Raw genomic sequence first — 19,704 nt, 5'->3', positions numbered from 1 at the left:
CGATGGCACTGACACAGCCGCAGCCCGATGAGGCGGCGGCCGCACTCAGGGGGAACCTCGCGGTCACCGCCTGCATGGAGACGCTGCAGGTCGGCTACCTGCACGCGGTCGCCGCCGCGGCCGGGTGCTCGCTCTCCCAGCCGTTCCCGGACAACGGCATCGACTGGCAGGTCAGCCACGGCTCCCGGGCGCACGAGGTGGACGACGAGGTCACCATCAAGATCCAGCTCAAGGCGACCCAGCAGATCGCACCCGGTCCGGCCGGGCCGTTCTTCAGCTTCACCCTCGACAACGACCACCTGCGCAAGCTCGCCCGCGCCCGGGTCGCCGTCCCGCGCATCCTGGTCGTGATGCTGCTGCCGCGCCGGGTCGACCACTGGCTGCTGGCCCGCCGGGACGCCCTCGAACTGCGGCACTGCTGCTACTGGGTCAACCTGGCCGGCCACCCCGTCACCGGGCAGCGGCGCACCAACGTCCGGGTGCCCACCGACAAGGTCTTCGACGACCGCGCGCTCTGCGACATCATGGCCCGGGTCGGTGCGGGCGGCAGCCCGTGACCGCCCGGCCCCGGCAGCGAGGAAGCACGCCCATGACCCTGCCGAACGGACCGCAGGACCCGGCGCGGGCCCTGCCCGACCCGGCCACCGTCGACCCCGCGGTGCTCGCCACCCTGCTCGCCCGGCACGGCTGGGTCCGACGCGGCGGCCCCGCCGCCCGGTACGGCCGCTGGACCCCGCCGGACGGCGAACCCGGCACCAGCCTCCTCGTCCCCACCGCGGACGGCTTCGACGACGCCGTCGAACTCCTCACCGACGCCGTCACCGCGCTCTCCCGCTCCCGGACCCCCTCCGCCCGATCGATCCTGCTCGCCCTCGCCGTCCCCGGCGACGAGCTGTGCTGGCGCCGGGACCTGCCCGGCCCCGCCGACGCCACCCCCTGGGACGACGCCGAGCGGCTCCAGCGGGCGGCGCGAGCGATGCTCGCCGCCGGGGCCAAGGCCGGCCGGACCACCGCCGCCTACTTCGGCGCCCGGCTGGACGGCCTGGCCGGGGACTTCCTGGAGCGCGTCATGCTCGTCGAGCAGGGCGCCGTCGAGCAGGGCGCCGCCCTCACCGCCTACGCCCCCGCCCCGGAGGGCCGGACCGCCGTCACCACACTGGTCCGCGCGCTCGAGGCGCTGCGCGACGCGGTCGACTACCGCCGGGTCAGCGGCGGGCCCGAGGCCCTGGAGAACGCCGTCCGCTCCGGGGTCAGCCGGGAACTCGTCCAGTCCGTCGAGGACCTGGTGCGCGGCGCGACCGCCGCCCGGCTCACCGTCGCCTGGTCGCCCGCCGCCGGAACCCCGGGCGGCTTCGGCGACCGACGGATCGAGCTCGACTTCTCGCCCGGCGACCTGCCCGCCCTGGCCGAGGCCGCCGAACTGCTGGAACGGCTCGAACCCGCCGTCGACGTCACCGTGGTCGGCGTGGTGGTCCGGCTCAAGCGTCCCGACCCGGCCGGACCGGGCTCGGTACGGCTGCGGGTGCTCGGCGGCGCCGACGTCCGCGAACTCAAGGTGCGCCTGGCCGACCCCGACTACCGGCTCGCCGCCGAAGCCCACCTCGCCGGCGTCCCGGTCCGGGTCTCCGGCCGGCTGGAGCGGCGCGACGGTTTCCGCCGGCTGACCCGGGCCCACGGCCTGGAGCTGTGCGGCTGGGCGGAGGGCGACCGCGAGCGGCTGCTGAAGGGACTCCAGGACGGGGGAGAGCAGGCGTAGTGGACGCAGGTGAGCGGCGCGGGTGACGCTCTCGGTACCATCGTCACGCGCAGCGCAGTGTTGCGTCCTCTGAATCCAGCACGTCAGGAGAGACCGGTGACGGACGTCCGGGTAATCATCAGCCGCGAACCCGATCGGGAAGAGCGCGTGGTGACGACGGGCACTACGGCCGCCGAGCTCTTCGCCGACGACCGCTCGATCATCGCCGCCCGCGTCGGCGGCCAGCTCAAGGACCTCGCCTACGCCGTCCAGGACGGCGAGGAGGTCGAGCCGGTCGCGATCGACAGCAAGGACGGCCTGGACATCCTGCGCCACTCCACCGCGCACGTCATGGCCCAGGCCGTGCAGCAGCTCTACCCCGAGGCCAAGCTCGGCATCGGGCCGCCGGTCAAGGACGGCTTCTACTACGACTTCGACGTCGAGAAGCCCTTCCACCCCGATGACCTCAAGGCCATCGAGAAGAAGATGCAGGAGATCATCAAGCGGGGGCAGAAGTTCTCCCGCCGCGTGGTCACCGACGAGGCCGCCCGCGAGGAGCTGGCCGCCGAGCCGTACAAGCTCGAGCTGATCGGTCTCAAGGGCTCCGCCGCCACCGCCGGCGAGGGCGCCGACGTCGAGGTCGGCGCCGGCGAACTCACCATCTACGACAACCTGGACGCCAAGAGCGGCGACCACTGCTGGGGCGACCTCTGCCGCGGTCCGCACCTGCCCAGCACCCGCCACATCCCGGCGTTCAAGCTGATGCGCAACGCGGCCGCCTACTGGCGCGGCAGCGAGAAGAACCCCATGCTGCAGCGCATCTACGGCACCGCCTGGCCGACCAAGGACGAGCTCAAGGCCCACCTGGACTTCCTGGTCGAGGCCGAGAAGCGCGACCACCGCAAGCTCGGCAACGAGCTCGACCTCTTCTCCATCCCGGAGGAGATCGGCTCCGGCCTCGCGGTCTTCCACCCCAAGGGCGGCGTCATCCGCCGCGCGATGGAGGACTACTCGCGCAAGCGGCACGAGGAAGAGGGCTACGAGTTCGTCTACACCCCGCACGCCACCAAGGGGAAGCTCTTCGAGAAGAGCGGCCACCTCGACTGGTACGCGGACGGTATGTACCCGCCCATGCAGCTCGACGAGGGCGTGGACTACTACCTCAAGCCGATGAACTGCCCGATGCACAACCTGATCTTCGACGCGCGCGGCCGCTCGTACCGTGAACTGCCGCTGCGCCTCTTCGAGTTCGGGACGGTGTACCGCTACGAGAAGTCGGGCGTGGTGCACGGCCTGACCCGTGCCCGCGGCTTCACGCAGGACGACGCCCACATCTACTGCACCCGCGAGCAGATGGCGGAGGAGCTCGACTCCACGCTGACCTTCGTGCTCAACCTCCTCCGCGACTACGGTCTGACCGACTTCTACCTGGAGCTGTCGACCAAGGACCCGGTCAAGTACGTCGGAAGCGACGAGACCTGGGAGGAGGCCACCGCGGTCCTCGCCGCCGTGGCCGAGAAGCAGGGCCTGCCGCTGGTGCCGGACCCGGGCGGCGCGGCCTTCTACGGTCCGAAGATCTCGGTGCAGGCGCGCGACGCCATCGGCCGTACCTGGCAGATGTCGACCATCCAGCTGGACTTCAACCTGCCGGAGCGCTTCGACCTGGAGTACACCGCGGCGGACGGCTCGCGTCAGCGGCCGGTCATGATCCACCGTGCGCTGTTCGGCTCGATCGAGCGGTTCTTCGCGGTGCTGCTGGAGCACTACGCCGGCGCCATGCCGCCGTGGCTGGCCCCCGTCACCGTGACCGGCATCCCGATCACCGACGAGCACGTGCAGTACCTGCAGGAGGTCGCGGCCAAGCTGAAGAAGCACGGGATCCGGGTCGAGGTGGACACCTCCGACGACCGGATGCAGAAGAAGATCCGCAATGCGCAGCGCAGCAAGACGCCGTTCATGCTGATCGCCGGCAACGACGACGTCGAGGCGGGTGCGGTGTCCTTCCGCTACCGCAACGGCGAGCAGAAGAACGGTGTGTCGGTCGACGAGGCGATCGCCGAGATCGTGGACGCGGTGGAGCGTCGCATCCAGGTGTGACGTCGGCCCCGCCAGGGCGGGGATTGCGCGGGGCAGGCTCTCGATGAGTCTGCCCCGCGCGGCTTTGCAAGCACCGTCGGGCGAATATGCTGATCAGCATGACGACTGAGCCGGAACTGCAGCGGGGTGTCGGTGAGCCGGACGGCTTCCGCCGCCTGTGGACCCCCCATCGGATGGCGTACATCCAGGGTGAGAACAAGCCCACCGGCCCGGCTCCGGACGACGGTTGTCCGTTCTGCTCGATCCCGTCGCTGAGCGACGAGGAGGGGCTGATCATCGCCCGGGGGAGCGCCGTGTTCGCGGTGCTGAACCTGTACCCGTACAACGGCGGGCACCTGATGGTGGTCCCGTACCGGCACGTGGCCGACTACACCGACCTCGACGAGGCGGAGACGGTCGAGCTGGCCGACTTCACCAAGCGGGCGATGACCGCGCTGCGCGCGGCCTCGGGGGCGCACGGGTTCAACATCGGGATGAACCAGGGCACGGCGGCCGGGGCCGGGATCGCGGCGCACCTGCACCAGCACGTGGTGCCGCGCTGGGGCGGGGACACCAACTTCATGCCGGTGGTCGGCCACACCAAGGTGCTGCCGCAGCTGCTGGCGGACACCCGCAAGATGCTGGCCGAGGTCTGGCCGCAGGGCTGAGCCGGACGCGCACGCGAAGAGGGGCCCGCCACCGAACTCCCGGGTGGCGGGCCCCTCTTCGTACGTCGTTCCCGGCGAGCGTTCTCGATCAGCCGGCGCTGAACTCGTCCACGTTGTACGGCCGGCTTCCCTGCGCCTCGGACTTGATGATCGAGGTGCGGGTCTTGAAGAAGCGCTCCGCGTCCAGGTCGTGCTCCTGGAGGAACTCCAGGGTGGCGGCGTGGACCGCGCTGAGCACCGGGACGGAGGCGTTCATCGCGTTGTCGACCATGGAGCGGTTGTTCCAGGCGGTGCCCACCCAGGAGTGCCGCAGTCCGAAGGGCTCGGGCAGGCCGAGACCGCCGCCGAGCCAGCCGAGCAGGCTGGGCATCCGGTGGAAGGGGGCGCGGACGGCCTGGCGGACCACCTCGTCGTTGTCGATCAGGGGGAGCTTGACGGTGCGCTCCTCCCAGAACCGCATCGTCTTGGCGACGGACTTCTCCTTGTCCTTGGGCTTGTCGAAGAAGACGCCCTTGACCGGGCCGAGCGCGTAGCCGGCCACCGAGATGTTCAGCACGTTGGCGAGCAGGGTCACCGTGACGGTGAAGGTGATGACCAGCTTGCCGTCGTGGGTGATGAACTGGGTGGCCAGGTAGTGCCGGGGCCCGCCGGAGAAGGTCTGCTTGTCGGCGATGCTCTGTACGGCGAAGTCGCGCATCCGGTCGCCGTCCATGTCGGCGTTGCCGGGGCGGCTGATCTCGTCGGCGCCCTCGCTGACGTCGAAGACCACCCACTGCTTGATGTTGACGTTGGGGATGCCGCTGTTGGCGACGTGGCTGACGCCGAGGCCCTTGAGGTGGGCGGAGATCCGGCGGACCAGGTCCCAGGGGTGGAAGGCGCGGAAGTCGGCGTGGCCCTCGGCGGGGTGGAGGGTGTCGGCCAGGCGCCATTCGCCCCAGCGGCGGCCGGCGCCGAGGATGCCCTTCGGACCGGCGTAGTGGTGGACGTTGGTCTCCTGCTCGGCCTCCAGCCGGCCGAGCTGGTCGCGCAGTTCGTTGGCCTTCTTGTCCAGGTCGTCGCGGGGGACGGCCTTGGCGACGGTGGCGGCGACGGCGCTGCCCTCGACCAGGTCCTGCCAGCGGGTGCGGAGGTCCTTGGCGGAGTGCTCGACGATCCGGCGGGCGAGGTACCAGCCGAGGACCGGGGCGAGCATGGTGATCCGCAGGTAGATGCCCAGGAAGCCCACCGCAGGGGGGCGCAGCAGCAGGAAGCCGGCGAGGACGGCGGCCGCGATGAGGGCGAGGGCGCCGTAGGTGTCGGCGCCGCGGGCGTTGTCGCGCTTGAGCCAGGCGCGCAGCTGGAAGGCGCCGAGCCAGATCAGGGTGCCGGGGAGGAAGAGCAGGCCGGTGACGACGGTGACGGTGCTGAGCTGCCGGTCGCGGGCGTGCCGCAGTTCCTCGGCGGCCAGGCAGTGTTCGACGACCTGGCGGGTGTCGACGCCGAAGGACGGGACGAGGGGTTTGCGGTCGCCGCCGAGGGCGCGGGAGATCAGCGCCTTGCTGAAGGCCTCGCCGAGGTTGGGGCGGAAGAGCGCGAAGCGGCCCTTCTTCGCCGTGGCGTCGGTGACGTCCGTGACGAACTTGTCGATCTCGCCGTCACGGTAGGCGGCCGAGGAGAGTGCCTGGGTGACGGCGGTCTGCGGGCCGGCGTCGGTCCGGGGTATCTGCGCACCCGGGGTCATGTCGAGTGTGGCCACGGTGGCGTCTGCTCCTCCCCTTGTCAGCGGCAGGTTACCGTGCCGTGGCACCCCTGCGCGGATGATCGTCTGAAGTACCGTCACGAACCGGTGCGTTCCGGCCGCACCAGGGCCTGAGAGGCATGATGCCCAGCTTCGGCCGGGTCGATACCCGCCCGGGCCGACGGTGTGAGGGTGGGGCAGGATGGACGGTGGAGACGATGAAGGGGGTTGTCGTGAAGGATCCGGTGCTGGTCTTCGACGGGGACTGCGCGTTCTGTTCGTCCTGTGTGCGCTGGGGCGAGAGGTTCCTGCGGCAGACTCTGGCCTCGGGTGGCTGGGAGTCGGTGCCGTTCCAGTTCGCGGACCTGCCGGCGCTGGACGCGGTGGCGGGCGGCCTGGGTGAGGTCTCGGCCGAGCGGGCCGAGCGCGAGGTGCTGTGGGTGACCCCGGGGGGCCGGGTGTACGGGGGCGCGCAGGCGGTGGCGCGGCTGTTGCTGCGGACCGGGGGCGCGTGGGCGTACCTGGGCGCGGTGTTGACCTTGGCGCCGGTGCGGCCGGTGGCGGGTGTGGTGTACCGCTGGGTGGCGCGCAACCGGCACCGGATGCCGGGGGGCACGGCGGCGTGTGCGCTGCCGAACCGGAAGCCCGCCGGGTCGGTGTAGCTCGTCAGCCTGTGTGGCCCCGGCCGGGGTGGCTCCCGGCCGGGGCCACGGTGGCGGTCAGGCGGTGTAGCGCTCGGCCAGGGCGGGGGGCATGGGTTCGTGGCGCAGGTAGGCGCGGGAGAACTCGGCGGTGCCGTGGGTGAGCGAGCGCAGGTCGACCGGGTAGCGGACGAGTTCGAGTTCGGGGACTTCGGCGCGCAGCAGGGTGAGGCCCTGGCCGCCGATCTCGGTGCCGAGGACACGGCCGCGGCGGGCGGAGAGGTCGCCGAGGACGGTGCCGAGGTACTCGTCGGGCAGCAGGACGCTGACGGCGGCGACCGGTTCGAGGAGTCGGACGACGGCGTGCTCGGCGGCGTCGCGCAGGGCGAGGGCGGCGGCGTTCTGGAAGGCGGCGTCGGAGGAGTCGACGGAGTGCGCCTTGCCGTCGGTGAGGGTGACCCGGACGTCGACGAGCGGGAAGCCGGTGGCGATGCCCTTGGCGAGCTGGGCGCGGACGCCCTTCTCGACGGAGGGGATGAAGTGCTTGGGGACGGAGCCGCCGACGACGTGTTCCTGGAACTCGAAACCGGAGCCGGCCGGGAGGGGCTCGACTTCGAGGTCGCAGATGGCGTACTGGCCGTGGCCGCCGGACTGTTTGACGAGGCGTCCGTGGCCGGCGGCGGCGGTGCCGAAGGTCTCGCGCAGGGCGACCCTGGGTTCGACGGTGTCGACGTGGACGCCGTGGCGGGTGCGCAGCCGGTCGAGGACGACCTCGGCGTGGGCCTCGCCGGTGCACCAGAGGACGAGCTGGTGGGTGTCGGGGTTCTGTTCCAGCCGTAGTGCAGGGTCCTCGGCGGTGAGCCGGGTGAGGGCCTGGGAGAGCTTGTCGTCGTCGGCCTTGCTGTGGGCTTCGACGGCGATCGGCAGCAGGGGTTCGGGGAGGGTCCAGCCGTCGAGTTCGACGGGGTGGCCGGGGTCGTGGACGGTGTCGCCGGCCCGGGCGGTGGTGAGTTTGGCGGCGCAGACGAGGTCGCCGGCGACGGCGTGCGGGACGGGCCGCTGGAGCTTGCCGAACGGGCTGGTGAGGGCGGTGACGCGTTCGTCGCCGTTCTGGCCGGCGGTGTGGGCGGGGCCGACGAGGTGGATCCGGCTGTCGGGGCGCAGGGTGCCGGCGTACAGGCGCAGCAGGCTGATCCGGCCGACGTAGGCGTCGCCGGTGACCCGGACGACCTGGGCGGCGAGCGGGGCGTCGGGGTCGCAGTCGGGGGCGGGGCGGGTGCGTTCGGTGGGGTTCGGGAAGGTGTGGGCGATCAGGTCGAGGAGTTCGGCGGCGCCGAGGCCGTTGTCGCTGGTGGGAACGGCGGGGTGGAGGGCGCAGGCGAGGACTTCGCGGCGCATTCCGGCTTCGAGGGAGTCGGTGTCGAGGGGGTCGCCGGCGAGGTAGCGCTCCATGAGGGTGTCGTCCTGGCCGGAGATGGCCTCGACGAGGCTGTCGTGGGCGGGGCCGGTGTCGGGGAGCGGGGTGGCCTCGCCGTAGGTGTCGCCGGTGAGGAGGTCGACGCTGCCGTCGGGGTGTCCGTCGTGGAGGACGGGCAGGAAGAGCGGGCGCAGGGTGTCCGGGCCGAGGTCGAAGGCGTCGTGGCAGCTGGTGAGGATGTCGTCGAAGCCGGTGCGGGCGAGGTCGAGCTTGGCGACGGCGATGGCGCGGGGGATGCCCTCGGCGGCGCACTCCCGCCAGAGCGCGCGGGTGGGTGCGGTGACCGGGTCGGTGGCGGAGACGACGAAGACGGCGGCGTCGGCGGCGTGCAGGGCGGCGCGCATCTCGGCGGCGAAGTCGGGGTGGCCGGGCGGGTCGATCAGGTTGATCTTGACGCCCTTCCATTCGAGCGGGAGCAGCGAGAGCTGGACGGAGCGCTGCTGGTGGTGCTCGATGTCCTCGTGGTCGGAGACGGTGGTGCCGTCGGGGACGCGTCCGGCGCGGCCGGTGGCGCCGGCGGCGAGGGCGAGGGATTCGGCGAGGGTGGTCTTGCCCACACCGCTCGGGCCGACGAGGACGACGTTGCGCAGGTCCTGCGGGCCGGTGACGGCGGGTGTCTGGCCGGCTCGGGCGGTGCTGCGGTCGGGCATCGGGGTCTCCTCCCGTGGCGCCGAGGCTGTCCTTGGCAGTTTAGGGGCGGGTCCTGTCGGGCGCGTGTCGGTGACCGTACGTGTGGGGGCCGTCGCCGGGGTGCGGTCCGGCGGTGCGTGCGACGGAGGGTGTCCCGGGCGTGGCTACGATGGGTGGGTCGGGCGTGCTCATTCGTCCGGCCGTCTGTTGCGCACGCTGCGCCAGGCGGGTATCCGGGAGAATCGGAGCGGCTGGGAAGGCCATGCTCAACAAATACGCGCGTGCCTTCTTCACACGTGTTCTGACCCCGTTCGCCGCGTTCCTGATCCGGCTGGGCGTGAGCCCGGACGCCGTGACGCTGATCGGTACCGCCGGTTCGGTGGTCGGTGCGCTGGTGTTCTTCCCGCGTGGGGAGTTCTTCTGGGGCACCATCACGATCACGCTGTTCATCTTCTCGGACCTGGTGGACGGGAACATGGCCCGGCAGCTGGGCCGGACCAGCAAGTGGGGGGCCTTCCTGGACTCCACGCTGGACCGGGTCGCGGACGCGGCGATCTTCGGCGGCTTGGCGATGTGGTACGCGGGCAAGGGTGACAACAACCTGCTGTGCGCGGTGGCGATCTTCTGCCTGGCCAGCGGTCTGGTGGTGTCGTACACCAAGGCGCGGGCGGAGAGCCAGGGCCTGCCGTGCGACGTGTCGGGGCTGGTGGAGCGGGCCGAGCGGCTGGTGATCAGCCTGGTGGCGGCCGGGATCGCGGGCCTGCACACGTTCGGGGTGCCGTACGTGGAGTGGCTGCTGCCGGTGGCGCTGTGGCTGGTCGCGGCGGGCAGCCTGGTGACGGTGGTCCAGCGGATGGTGACCGTGCGCCGTGAGGCGTTCGAGGCCGACCGAGCGGCGGCCGGGAGCTGATGGGGGGCGTCCTGCGATGACGGACCGACTGGTGTACTGGGCCTACGCGCTGGGGTGGGCGGTGCTGAAGCACCTGCCGGAGCCCGTGGCGCGGTGGCTGTTCGACCGGCTGGCGGACTACGCCTGGCGCCGCCGCGGTCCGCGGGTGCGCCAGCTGGAGGCGAACCTGCGCAGGGTCCGTCCGGGGCTGCACGAGGCGGCGCTGCGGCGGCTGTCGCGGGCCGGGATGCGCTCGTACCTGCGGTACTGGATGGAGTCCTTCCGGCTGCCGGTGTGGAGCCGGGAGCGGGTCCTCCGGGACGTCCAGGTGGGCGGGCTCGAGCACCTGGAGGAGGCGCTGGAGTCCGGGCGGGGCGTGGTGGTGGCGCTGCCGCACATGGGCAACTGGGACCTGGCGGGCACTTGGATAGCGCAGCTGGGCCACCCGTTCACCACGGTCGCCGAGCGGTTGAAGCCGGAGCGGCTGTTCGACCGGTTCGTCGAGTTCCGGGAGGGCCAGGGCATGGAGGTCCTGGCGCTGTCCGGCGGCGGGGTGAACGTGATCGGCACGCTGGCGCGGCGACTGCGCGCGGGCAAGCTGGTCTGTCTGGTGGGGGACCGGGACCTCTCGGAGGCGGGCATCGAGGTGTCCTTCTTCGGCGAGCCGACCCGGATGCCGGCCGGCCCGGCGGCGCTGAGCCAGCGCACCGGGGCGGCGCTGCTGCCGGTGACGCTCTGGTACGACGGTCCGGTGCTGCGCGGAACCATCCACCCGGAGGTCCCGGTGCCGGAGGAGGGCGACCGCAAGGAGCGGACGCTGGCGATGACCCAGGCGATGGCGGACGTGTGGGAGCGCGGGATCAGCGAGCACCCGCAGGACTGGCACATGCTGCAGAAGTTCTGGCTGGCCGACCTGCCGTCCCGTGAGACGGTGGGGGGCGGACACGCCGCGGCGCGCCCCGGGGCGGCGCCGGTGCCGGCGGCCGAGCCCGCCGCCGAGGCCTCCGGGGCCTGAGCCCGGCCGATCAGGACCGCACGACCGCCCGAAGGAGCTTGAGGACCTGTGAAGATCGGCATCGTCTGCCCGTACGACTGGGACGTCCCCGGCGGGGTGCAGTTCCACATCCGGGACCTCGCCGAGCACCTGATCGGCCTGGGGCACGAGGTGTCGGTACTGGCGCCGGCCGAGGACGACGAGGCGCTGCCGCCGTACGTGGTCTCGGCCGGGCGGGCGGTGGCAGTCCCGTACAACGGCTCGGTGGCGCGGCTGAGCTTCGGCATCCTGTCGGCGGCCCGGGTGCGGCGGTGGCTGCGCGAGGGGCGCTTCGACATCCTGCACGTGCACGAGCCGACCTCGCCGAGCCTGTCGATACTGGCCGCCTGGTCGGCCAGCGGGCCGATGGTGGGCACCTTCCACACCTCGAACCCGCGCTCGCGGGCGATGATCGCGGCCTCGCCGATCCTCCAGCCGGGGCTGGAGAAGATGCGGGCCCGGATCGCGGTGTCGGAGTACGCCCGGCGGACCCTGGTGGAGCACCTGGGCGGGGACGCGGTGGTGATCCCGAACGGCGTGGACGTCGGGTTCTTCGCGGAGGCCGAGCCGGACGAGCGCTGGACCGGCGGCGCGGCGGCCGGGGAGCCGGGCACGATCGGCTTCATCGGCCGGATCAACGAGCCGCGCAAGGGCCTGCCGACGCTGCTGGCGGCGATGCCGAGGATCCTGGCCGAGCGGCCGGGGGTGCGGCTGCTGGTCGCGGGCAAGGGCGACGAGGAGGAGGCCGTGGCCGGCCTGGCGCCCGAGGTCCGTGAGCGGGTGGAGTTCCTCGGCATGGTCTCGGACCGGGAGAAGGCCCGGCTGCTGCGCAGCGTGGACCTGTACGTGGCGCCGAACACCGGCGGCGAGAGCTTCGGGATCATCCTGGTCGAGGCGATGTCGGCGGGTGCCCCGGTGCTGGCCAGCGACCTGGACGCGTTCAAGCAGGTGCTGGACGGCGGGGACGCCGGTGAGCTGTTCCCGGTGGAGGACGCGGATGCGCTGGCCCGTACGGCGCTGCGGCTGCTGGGGGATCCGGTGCGGCTGGAGGAGCTGAGCAAGGCGGCCTCGCGGCACGTGCGGCGGTTCGACTGGTCGACGGTCGGTGCGGACATCCTGGCGGTCTACGAGACGGTGACGGCCGGGGCGGCGGCGGTGGTCGAGGAGGACGTGCGCCACGCTCCGAGCCGAAGGACGCGCCGGTGACGAAAGCGATGAGCGACTAGCGACCGCCGCAGGAGGGGGCGCCGGAGCGAGGAGCCTCGGCGCCGGGCCGGGAGCGCCCGGAGGCGGGCGGGCGAGTCGCATCCGGGCGCCTTCGGCCCGGCCGGGGACTGAGCGCGGGGAGCGCGGGGGTGGGGGCTTCCGCGGGGCCGGGTGCGGGTGCGGCTAGGGTCGGGCCGACCGCACCACTGTGACCCCTGGGGGAAACGATGCCGCAGATCTCCGTCGACTACTCGTCCAGCCTGGCCGGGACCTTCGACCGCCGCGCGCTGGGCCTGGCGATCAACCGGCTGGCCGAGGAGACGATCGACGCGAAGCCGGGGTCCTGCAAGACGCTGTTCCGGCAGAGCGAGGAGCTGGTGGTCGGCAGCACCGGGGTGGTGGGCGACGCCCAGGTGTACGTCGAGTTCCAGGTGTTCCCGGGCCGTACGCCGGAGGCGAAGGCGGCGCTGAGCGAGGGCGTGGTGGCGCTGCTGGCGCAGCACGTCCGGCCGCTGCCGGGGACCAGGCTGTTCACCGCGGTGAACATCGCGGACATCGACCGGGGCAGCTACCGCAGCGGGACCGCTCAGGGCTGACGCCGGGCGGGGCGGCTGGTGACACCCGGTAACGTAGCGGTCCGTGACTACCTGGATCTGGGCCGGCGTGGCCGTGGTGCTGTTCGGCATGTACCTGAGTTGGACGGCCGGCCGCTTGGACCGGCTGCACGCCCGGATCGACGCCGCGCGGGCGGCACTGGACGCGCAGCTGGTCCGCCGGGCCTCGGTGGCGATGGAGCTGGCGACGTCCTCGCTGCTGGATCCGGCGGCCTCGCTGCTGCTGCTGGACGCGGCGCACGCGGCCCGGCAGGCCGAGGACGAGCAACGCGAGGTGGCGGAGAGTCAGCTGAGCCTGGCGCTGCGGGCGGTGTTCGAGGAGGCGGAGCAGGTGGCGGCGCTGGTGGCCGAGCCGGGTGGCGAGGAGGCGGTTCGTGATCTGACGGCCGCGGTGCGCCGGGTGCCGATGGCCCGTCGGTTCCACAACGACGCGGTGCGGGCGGCGCGGGCGGTGCGGGAGCACCGACTGGTGCGGTACTTCCGGCTGGCGGGCAAGGCGCCGTTCCCGATGGCCTTCGAGATGGACGATGCTCCGCCGCCCGCTCTTACGCCCGAGGGAGCGCCTGCTTAGGCTGTCCCCGGATACGGCCCGATTGTCGCATCCCGTCGTCCGGGCTGGACTTGGTGGCGCATGGTTGGGTCACCCGTTCCGCCTACCATAGGGCGATAGCACTGGTTAATCTTCGAGTGAGGTCTCACGTGTCCACCACCCCCACCACCGCAGACCAGCCGCAGATCGGTACCGCCCGGGTCAAGCGCGGCATGGCCGAGCAGCTCAAGGGCGGTGTGATCATGGACGTGGTCAACGCCGAGCAGGCGAAGATCGCCGAGGACGCCGGCGCGGTGGCCGTCATGGCCCTGGAGCGGGTGCCCGCCGACATCCGCAAGGACGGCGGCGTGGCCCGCATGTCCGACCCCAACATGATCGAGGAGATCATCGAGGCGGTCTCCATCCCGGTGATGGCCAAGTCCCGGATCGGCCACTTCGTCGAGGCCCAGGTGCTCCAGTCGCTGGGTGTCGACTACATCGACGAGTCCGAGGTGCTGACCCCGGCCGACGAGGTCAACCACTCCGACAAGTGGGCCTTCACCACCCCCTTCGTCTGTGGCGCCACCAACCTGGGCGAGGCCCTTCGCCGCATCGCCGAGGGCGCGGCCATGATCCGCTCGAAGGGCGAGGCCGGCACCGGCAACGTCGTCGAGGCCGTCCGCCACCTGCGCCAGATCAAGAACGAGATCGCCAAGCTGCGCGGCTTCGACAACAACGAGCTGTACGCCGCCGCCAAGGAGCTGCGCGCGCCGTACGAGCTGGTCAAGGAGGTCGCCGAGCTCGGCAAGCTGCCGGTCGTGCTGTTCTCCGCCGGTGGCGTGGCCACCCCGGCCGACGCCGCGCTGATGCGCCAGCTGGGCGCCGAGGGCGTCTTCGTCGGCTCCGGCATCTTCAAGTCGGGCGACCCGGCCAAGCGTGCCGCCGCCATCGTGAAGGCCACCACCTTCTTCGACGACCCGAAGATCATCGCGGACGCCTCCCGCAATCTGGGCGAGGCCATGGTCGGCATCAACTGCGACACCCTGCCGGAGACCGAGCGCTACGCCAACCGCGGCTGGTAGTCGCCCCCCGCTCCTGGCCGGCCCGCCGCAGCGCTTCGGCGTGCGGCGGGCCGCGCCGCGTCCGTCCGTAGTAACGATCGATTGAGGTTGAAGACCGTGAGCACTCCAGTCATCGGCGTCCTCGCCCTGCAGGGTGACGTCCGCGAGCACCTGGTGGCGCTGGCCGAGGCCGACGCGCTCGCCCGTCCGGTGCGCCGTGCCGAGGAGCTGGCCGAGGTCGACGCGCTGGTGATCCCCGGTGGGGAGTCCACCACCATGTCCAAGCTGGCGCTGCTGTTCGGCGTGATGGACCCGGTGCGCGAGCGGGTCGCCGCCGGCATGCCGGTGTACGGCACCTGCGCGGGCATGATCATGCTGGCCGACAAGATCCTCGACGGCCGGGAGGACCAGGAGTCCGTCGGCGGCATCGACATGACGGTGCGCCGCAACGCCTTCGGCCGCCAGAACGAGTCCTTCGAGTCCGGCATCGCCTTCAAGGGCATGGACGACGCCCCGGTGCACGGCGTCTTCATCCGCGCCCCCTGGGTCGAGGCGGTCGGCGCGGGTGTCGAGGTGCTGGCCGAGCTGCCCGGCGCGGACGGCCCGGAGAGCCGGATCGTGGCGGTGCGCCAGGGCAACCTGCTGGCCACCTCGTTCCACCCGGAGCTCACCGGCGACCACCGTGTGCACGCCTACTTCGTGAAGATGGTCGAGGAGCACCTCGCCACCCGGTAGGCACCGGTGTAGCCGTGTGCGTCCCACCGGTGACGACACCGGTAAGATCTCATCTGTTCATTTCCATTGGCGACGTAAAGGAGCTGGCGATGTCCGGCCACTCTAAGTGGGCTACCACCAAGCACAAGAAGGCCGTGATCGACGCCAAGCGCGGCAAGCTCTTCGCCAAGATGATCAAGAACATCGAGGTGGCGGCGAAGACCGGTGGGCCCGACCCGGCGGGTAACCCGACCCTCTACGACGCCATCCAGAAGGCGAAGAAGAGCTCGGTCCCGATCGACAACATCAACCGCGCCGTCAAGCGCGGTGGCGGTCTGGAGGCCGGCGGCGCCGACTACCAGACCATCATGTACGAGGGCTACGGCCCGAACGGTGTCGCCGTCCTGATCGAGTGCCTCACCGACAACCGCAACCGTGCGGCCTCCGACGTGCGCGTCGCGATGACCCGCAACGGCGGCTCGATGGCCGACCCGGGCTCGGTGTCGTACCTGTTCAACCGCAAGGGCGTCGTGATCGTCCCCAAGGCCGACGGTGTCGACGAGGACAAGCTGTTCGAGGTCGTCCTCGACCAGGAGCCCGAGGAGATCAACGACCTCGGTGAGTCCTTCGAGATCGTCTCCGAGGCCTCCAAGATGGTCGCCGTGCGCACCGCGCTGGTGGACGCCGGCGTCGACTACGACTCGGCCGAGGCCAACTTCCTCCCGAGCATGCAGGTCGAGCTGGACGTCGACGGCGCCCGCAAGATCCTCAAGCTGATCGACGCGCTGGAGGACAGCGACGACGTGCAGAACGTCTTCGCCAACTTCGACATCTCCGACGAGGTCGGTGCGCAGCTCGACGCCGAGTGACACGGCGTCGAGCGATCGACGGCGAGTGATCGTTCTCACTGCCCGGCCCGGTGGTCCCAGGACCGCCGGGCCGGTGTCGTCGGCGGGATTGTCGGACCCGGGCGATAGCCTTCGCAGGTCCTTCGCCGCGCCCGGAAGCGAGTGGCGAATCACGGGTGAGCGGCGGGTCGCAGAGAGGCGGGGCGTGACGTGCGGGTGCTGGGTGTGGACCCGGGGCTGACCAGGTGCGGGGTCGGCGTGGTCGAGGGCGCGCCGGGCCGGCCGCTGCGGATGGCGGGGGTGGGCGTGGTGCGCACGCCGGCCGACGCCGAGATCGGGCAGCGGCTGCTGCTGGTCGAGCAGGGCCTGGAGAGCTGGCTGGACGAGTACCGGCCCGACCTGGTCGCGGTCGAGCGGGTCTTCGCCCAGCACAACGTCCGTACCGTGATGGGCACCGCCCAGGCCAGCGCGGTCGCCATGCTCTGCGCCACCCGGCGCGGCATCCCCGTCACCCTGCACACCCCCAGCGAGGTCAAGGCCGCCGTCACCGGCTCCGGCCGGGCGGACAAGGCGCAGGTCACGGCCATGGTGCAGCGCCTGCTGCGACTGGACGCCCCGCCCAAGCCGGCCGACGCCGCCGACGCGCTGGCGCTGGCCATCTGCCACATCTGGCGCGGCGGGACGACCAACCGGCTGCAGGCCGCGGCGCAGGCCGCCGCCCAGGCCGCCCGCTCCACGCCCCCGAGGGGCTCCTTCTCCGTGAAAGGCAGTAGTCGGTGATCGCCTTCGTGCAAGGACCGGTGGCGGCCATCGCCTCCGGAACCGCGGTGGTCGAGGTGGGCGGGGTCGGCATGGCCGTCCAGTGCACCCCGAACACCCTGGCCGGCCTGCGGCTGGGCGAGCCCGCCCGGCTGGCGACCTCGCTGGTGGTCCGGGAGGACTCGCTCACCCTGTTCGGCTTCGCGGACGACGACGAGCGGGCCGTGTTCGAGATCCTCCAGGCCGCGCCGGGCGTCGGCCCCAAGCTCGCCCAGGCGATCCTCGGCGTGCACAGCCCCGACGCCCTGCGCGCGGCGGTGGCGGGCGGGGACGAGAAGGCGCTGGTCGCGGTGCCGGGCATCGGCAAGGCGAAGGCGGCCAAGCTGCTGCTGGAGTACAAGGACAAGCTGGGTGCACCGCACGGCGCGGTGCCGGCGCAGAAGCCGATCGCCAGTGCTCCGGCGCCGTGGAGCGAGCAACTGCACTCCGCGCTGACCGGCCTCGGCTACGCCCCGCGCGAGGCGGACGAGGCGGTCGCGGCCGTCACCCCGGAGGCGGAGGCGCAGCAGACGACGGACGTCGGCGCACTGCTGCGGCTCGCCCTGCGCGGCCTCAACCGCGCCCGCTGAACCCACCTGACGACCTGTCCGTTTGTCGACACCGTCGACGCCGTTGACACGACCGACGCCGTTGACACCGGCGACACCGGCCACACCGGAGACTCTGGAGCCCGCGAGGATGTACGACTCGGAACCCGCTGACCGGCTGGTCACGGCCGCCGCCGACGGCGAGGACCAGGCGGTGGAGGCCGCGCTGCGCCCCAAGCTGCTGGACGAGTTCATCGGCCAGGAGCGGGTGCGCGAGCAGTTGTCCCTGGTGCTCCAGGCGGCCCGCAAGCGCGGCAGCGCGCCGGACCACGTGCTGCTGAGCGGGCCGCCCGGGCTGGGCAAGACCACCCTGTCCATGATCATCGCCGCCGAGCTGGGCGCCCCGATCCGGATCACCTCCGGCCCGGCCATCCAGCACGCGGGGGACCTCGCGGCGATCCTCTCCTCGCTCACCGAGGGCGAGGTGCTCTTCCTCGACGAGATCCACCGGATGTCCCGGCCGGCCGAGGAGATGCTCTACATGGCGATGGAGGACTTCCGGGTCGACGTGATCGTCGGCAAGGGCCCGGGTGCCACCGCCATCCCGCTGGAGCTGCCGCCCTTCACCCTGGTCGGCGCCACCACCCGGGCCGGGCTGCTGCCGCCGCCGCTGCGCGACCGGTTCGGCTTCACCGGGCACATGGAGTTCTACGCCCCGGCCGAGCTGCAGCAGGTGGTGCACCGCTCGGCCGCGCTGCTGGACGTGGAGATAGACCCGGCCGGCGCGGCCGAGATCGCGGGGCGCTCGCGCGGCACCCCGCGCATCGCCAACCGGCTGCTGCGCCGGGTCCGCGACTACGCGCAGGTCCGGCACGACGGTGTGGTCACCGCCGGGATCGCCGCCCAGGCGCTGGCCGTCTACGAGGTGGACGCCCGGGGCCTGGACCGGCTGGACCGTGCGGTGCTGGACGCGCTGCTGCGGCTGTTCGGCGGCGGTCCGGTCGGTTTGTCGACTCTCGCGGTCGCGGTGGGGGAGGAGGCCGAGACGGTCGAGGAGGTGGCCGAGCCCTTCCTGGTCCGCGAGGGCCTGCTGGCCCGCACCCCGCGCGGGCGGATCGCCACCGCCGCCGCCTGGCAGCACCTCGGGCTGACCCCTCCGGTCCAGACCACACGTGGCACCGTGCCGCCCCAGCCGGAGCTGTTCCCGCCGGACGCGGGTTGACCGCTCCCGGCCGAACGGGTGAGAGACGGCGGCCGTTCCCGGCCCGGCCCGGTGCCGTGCCCCGGGAAGCAGGCAGGGGAGAAGTCCCGGGAAACCGTACGGACCGAGGGTCGCCACTTTCGGTGGCAGGATGCGATGCTTGGCGTTGTCCGATCAGTTCGGGGTCGCCTAGACTCCGCCGGACCGCCCCTCTCACCTGACGGGCCGACCCATACCACACAGGCCGCCGGCCGGCGGCCCGTAAAGGACCCTGGCTGCAGTGAACCTCATCATCCTTCTCCTCCCGATCATCGCGATCGTGCTCATGTTCCGGTCGCAGAAGAAGCGCCAGTCGCAGATGCAGCAGATGCAGACGGCGCTGGAGCCCGGGGCGGGGGTGCGCACCATCGGCGGCCTGTATGCCCAGGTGAAGGCGGTCAACGACGAGACCGTCGAGCTGGAGATCGCGCCCGGCGTGGTCACCCACTTCACGAAGAGCGCCGTCGCGGCCGTCCTGGACCCCCAGGAGTACGACGCGATCATCAACGGTCGCCCCGCCGACGACGAGCTGTCCGAGCCGGAGGCCGAGGACGCCGACGCCGCGCCGGTCGAGGACAAGCCGCTGACGCTCACCAAGGACAGCGCCGAGAAGGGCGATGTCGAGGGCGGGGCTCCCGCGAGCAAGTAGTACGGCCGGGCAACCCGCCCGGCCGCGCGGCGCAGTGCCGCGAGCCCACAGGACCTCAGGGCCGCAGACCCGCCATGCCCCCGTCCCGCCACGAGCCGGACGGGGGTCCGGTCGGGAAAGTGGCATGGACAGGGAGAAACGAGCAAGGTGGCAACACCCAAGTCGCGCCCGCGCGACGGCTACCCAGGGCGGGCGCTGGCCCTCATCCTGGTCGTCACCGTCGGACTGGTCGCCCTCATGTTCGGGACGGGCAACACCAAGCCCCGGCTCGGTATCGACCTCGCCGGTGGCACCAGCATCACGCTGACCGCGAAGTCGAAGGACCCCAAGGCGATCAACAAGTCCAGCATGGACATCGCCGTCGGGATCATCGAGCGCCGGGTCAACGGAATGGGTGTCTCCGAGGCGGAGGTCCAGACCCAGGGCTCGGACACGATCATCGTGAACATCCCCAAGGGCGGCGACAAGCAGAACGCGGCGGACCAGGTCGGTACCACCGCCAAGCTGTTCTTCCGTCCGGTCCTGGCGGTGGCGCCCAGCGGTGTGACCCCGCCCGCGCCCACCGGCTCCCCGTCCGCCGGCGCCTCGGGCACCCCGAACGCCGCCCCGTCGGGCAGCGCCGCCCCCTCGG

The 19,704-nt window shown here is 72.1% G+C and carries 19 protein-coding genes and 1 pseudogene; 18 read left to right on the top strand and 2 right to left on the bottom strand.

Annotated elements, in window-relative coordinates; translation table 11 throughout:
• Positions 1-2 precede the first annotated feature (2 nt).
• From BG452_RS02420 to BG452_RS02405, 4 genes are all read left to right on the top strand, one after another.
• Entirely contained in the window at positions 3-557 is a 555-nt protein-coding gene (locus BG452_RS02420; protein WP_188302449.1) for a DUF4365 domain-containing protein, read from the top strand.
• Between the two features lie 32 nt (positions 558-589).
• Positions 590-1,756, top strand: a complete 1,167-nt coding sequence (locus tag BG452_RS02415) for a hypothetical protein (RefSeq protein ID WP_188302448.1) — start codon at positions 590-592, stop codon at positions 1,754-1,756.
• Positions 1,757-1,852: 96 nt separating this feature from the next.
• On the top strand, positions 1,853-3,832 hold the full coding sequence (thrS, locus tag BG452_RS02410) for a threonine--tRNA ligase (protein ID WP_188302447.1): 1,980 nt from the start codon (positions 1,853-1,855) through the stop codon (positions 3,830-3,832).
• Between the two features lie 86 nt (positions 3,833-3,918).
• Positions 3,919-4,479, top strand: a complete 561-nt coding sequence (locus tag BG452_RS02405; RefSeq protein WP_188302446.1) for an HIT family protein — start codon at positions 3,919-3,921, stop codon at positions 4,477-4,479.
• 88 nt (positions 4,480-4,567) lie between these two features.
• Here BG452_RS02405 and BG452_RS02400 read toward each other — a convergent pair whose 3' ends face one another.
• Positions 4,568-6,214 (bottom strand): hypothetical protein, encoded by a 1,647-nt coding sequence (locus BG452_RS02400; protein ID WP_188302445.1) that lies wholly within the window; start codon positions 6,212-6,214, stop codon positions 4,568-4,570.
• A 200-nt stretch (positions 6,215-6,414) separates the two neighbouring features.
• Between BG452_RS02400 and BG452_RS02395 the strand changes: the two genes are divergently transcribed.
• Entirely contained in the window at positions 6,415-6,858 is a 444-nt protein-coding gene (locus BG452_RS02395; RefSeq protein WP_188302444.1) for a thiol-disulfide oxidoreductase DCC family protein, read from the top strand.
• A gap of 57 nt (positions 6,859-6,915) precedes the next feature.
• Here BG452_RS02395 and BG452_RS02390 read toward each other — a convergent pair whose 3' ends face one another.
• Positions 6,916-8,964 (bottom strand): elongation factor G-like protein EF-G2, encoded by a 2,049-nt coding sequence (locus BG452_RS02390; RefSeq protein ID WP_188302443.1) that lies wholly within the window; start codon positions 8,962-8,964, stop codon positions 6,916-6,918.
• A 242-nt stretch (positions 8,965-9,206) separates the two neighbouring features.
• On the opposite strand from BG452_RS02390, the gene pgsA reads away from it, so the two are divergent.
• The 13 genes and pseudogenes from pgsA to BG452_RS02325 all read left to right on the top strand — a co-directional run.
• Entirely contained in the window at positions 9,207-9,854 is a 648-nt protein-coding gene (pgsA, locus tag BG452_RS02385; protein ID WP_188302442.1) for a phosphatidylinositol phosphate synthase, read from the top strand.
• Positions 9,855-9,870: 16 nt separating this feature from the next.
• A complete protein-coding gene (locus BG452_RS02380) occupies positions 9,871-10,848 on the top strand; it encodes a phosphatidylinositol mannoside acyltransferase (protein ID WP_188302441.1) in 978 nt (325 codons plus the stop codon).
• A gap of 48 nt (positions 10,849-10,896) precedes the next feature.
• Positions 10,897-12,072 (top strand): glycosyltransferase family 4 protein, encoded by a 1,176-nt coding sequence (locus tag BG452_RS02375; RefSeq protein ID WP_188302440.1) that lies wholly within the window; start codon positions 10,897-10,899, stop codon positions 12,070-12,072.
• Positions 12,073-12,299: 227 nt separating this feature from the next.
• Positions 12,300-12,668, top strand: coding sequence for a 5-carboxymethyl-2-hydroxymuconate Delta-isomerase (locus BG452_RS02370; protein WP_188302439.1), 369 nt, complete (start codon positions 12,300-12,302; stop codon positions 12,666-12,668).
• Positions 12,669-12,711: 43 nt separating this feature from the next.
• Positions 12,712-13,257, top strand: a complete 546-nt coding sequence (locus BG452_RS02365; protein ID WP_317620867.1) for a hypothetical protein — start codon at positions 12,712-12,714, stop codon at positions 13,255-13,257.
• Positions 13,258-13,385: 128 nt separating this feature from the next.
• Positions 13,386-14,297: a pyridoxal 5'-phosphate synthase lyase subunit PdxS gene (gene pdxS, locus BG452_RS02360; protein WP_063346811.1), complete on the top strand. Its 912-nt coding sequence runs from the start codon at positions 13,386-13,388 to the stop codon at positions 14,295-14,297.
• A gap of 96 nt (positions 14,298-14,393) precedes the next feature.
• On the top strand, positions 14,394-15,011 hold the full coding sequence (pdxT, locus tag BG452_RS02355) for a pyridoxal 5'-phosphate synthase glutaminase subunit PdxT (RefSeq protein WP_188302438.1): 618 nt from the start codon (positions 14,394-14,396) through the stop codon (positions 15,009-15,011).
• Between the two features lie 89 nt (positions 15,012-15,100).
• Positions 15,101-15,859 carry a YebC/PmpR family DNA-binding transcriptional regulator gene (locus BG452_RS02350; RefSeq protein ID WP_188302437.1) on the top strand — a complete coding sequence of 253 codons (759 nt, stop codon included), beginning with the start codon at positions 15,101-15,103 and terminating at the stop codon, positions 15,857-15,859.
• Positions 15,860-16,048: 189 nt separating this feature from the next.
• Positions 16,049-16,618 (top strand): crossover junction endodeoxyribonuclease RuvC, encoded by a 570-nt coding sequence (ruvC, locus tag BG452_RS02345; RefSeq protein WP_188302436.1) that lies wholly within the window; start codon positions 16,049-16,051, stop codon positions 16,616-16,618.
• Positions 16,615-17,226, top strand: a complete 612-nt coding sequence (gene ruvA, locus BG452_RS02340) for a Holliday junction branch migration protein RuvA (RefSeq protein WP_188302435.1) — start codon at positions 16,615-16,617, stop codon at positions 17,224-17,226. Before ruvC ends, ruvA begins: the two co-directional genes overlap by 4 nt.
• Positions 17,227-17,335: 109 nt before the next feature.
• The gene (gene ruvB / locus BG452_RS02335) at positions 17,336-18,406 is read left to right on the top strand and encodes a Holliday junction branch migration DNA helicase RuvB (protein ID WP_188302434.1); all 1,071 of its coding nucleotides are present in this window, start codon (positions 17,336-17,338) and stop codon (positions 18,404-18,406) included.
• A 259-nt stretch (positions 18,407-18,665) separates the two neighbouring features.
• Positions 18,666-19,073, top strand: coding sequence for a preprotein translocase subunit YajC (gene yajC, locus BG452_RS02330; protein WP_188302433.1), 408 nt, complete (start codon positions 18,666-18,668; stop codon positions 19,071-19,073).
• Positions 19,074-19,220: 147 nt separating this feature from the next.
• A pseudogene (locus tag BG452_RS02325) lies at positions 19,221-19,704 on the top strand (protein translocase subunit SecD); the annotation flags it as partial.

The sequence above is a fragment of the Streptomyces sp. CBMA123 genome (assembly GCF_014596465.1).
Lineage (GTDB): Bacteria > Actinomycetota > Actinomycetes > Streptomycetales > Streptomycetaceae > Kitasatospora.
Note: the sequence above shows the minus strand (reverse complement) of the source record. Positions and strands in the feature narration are given on the sequence as shown.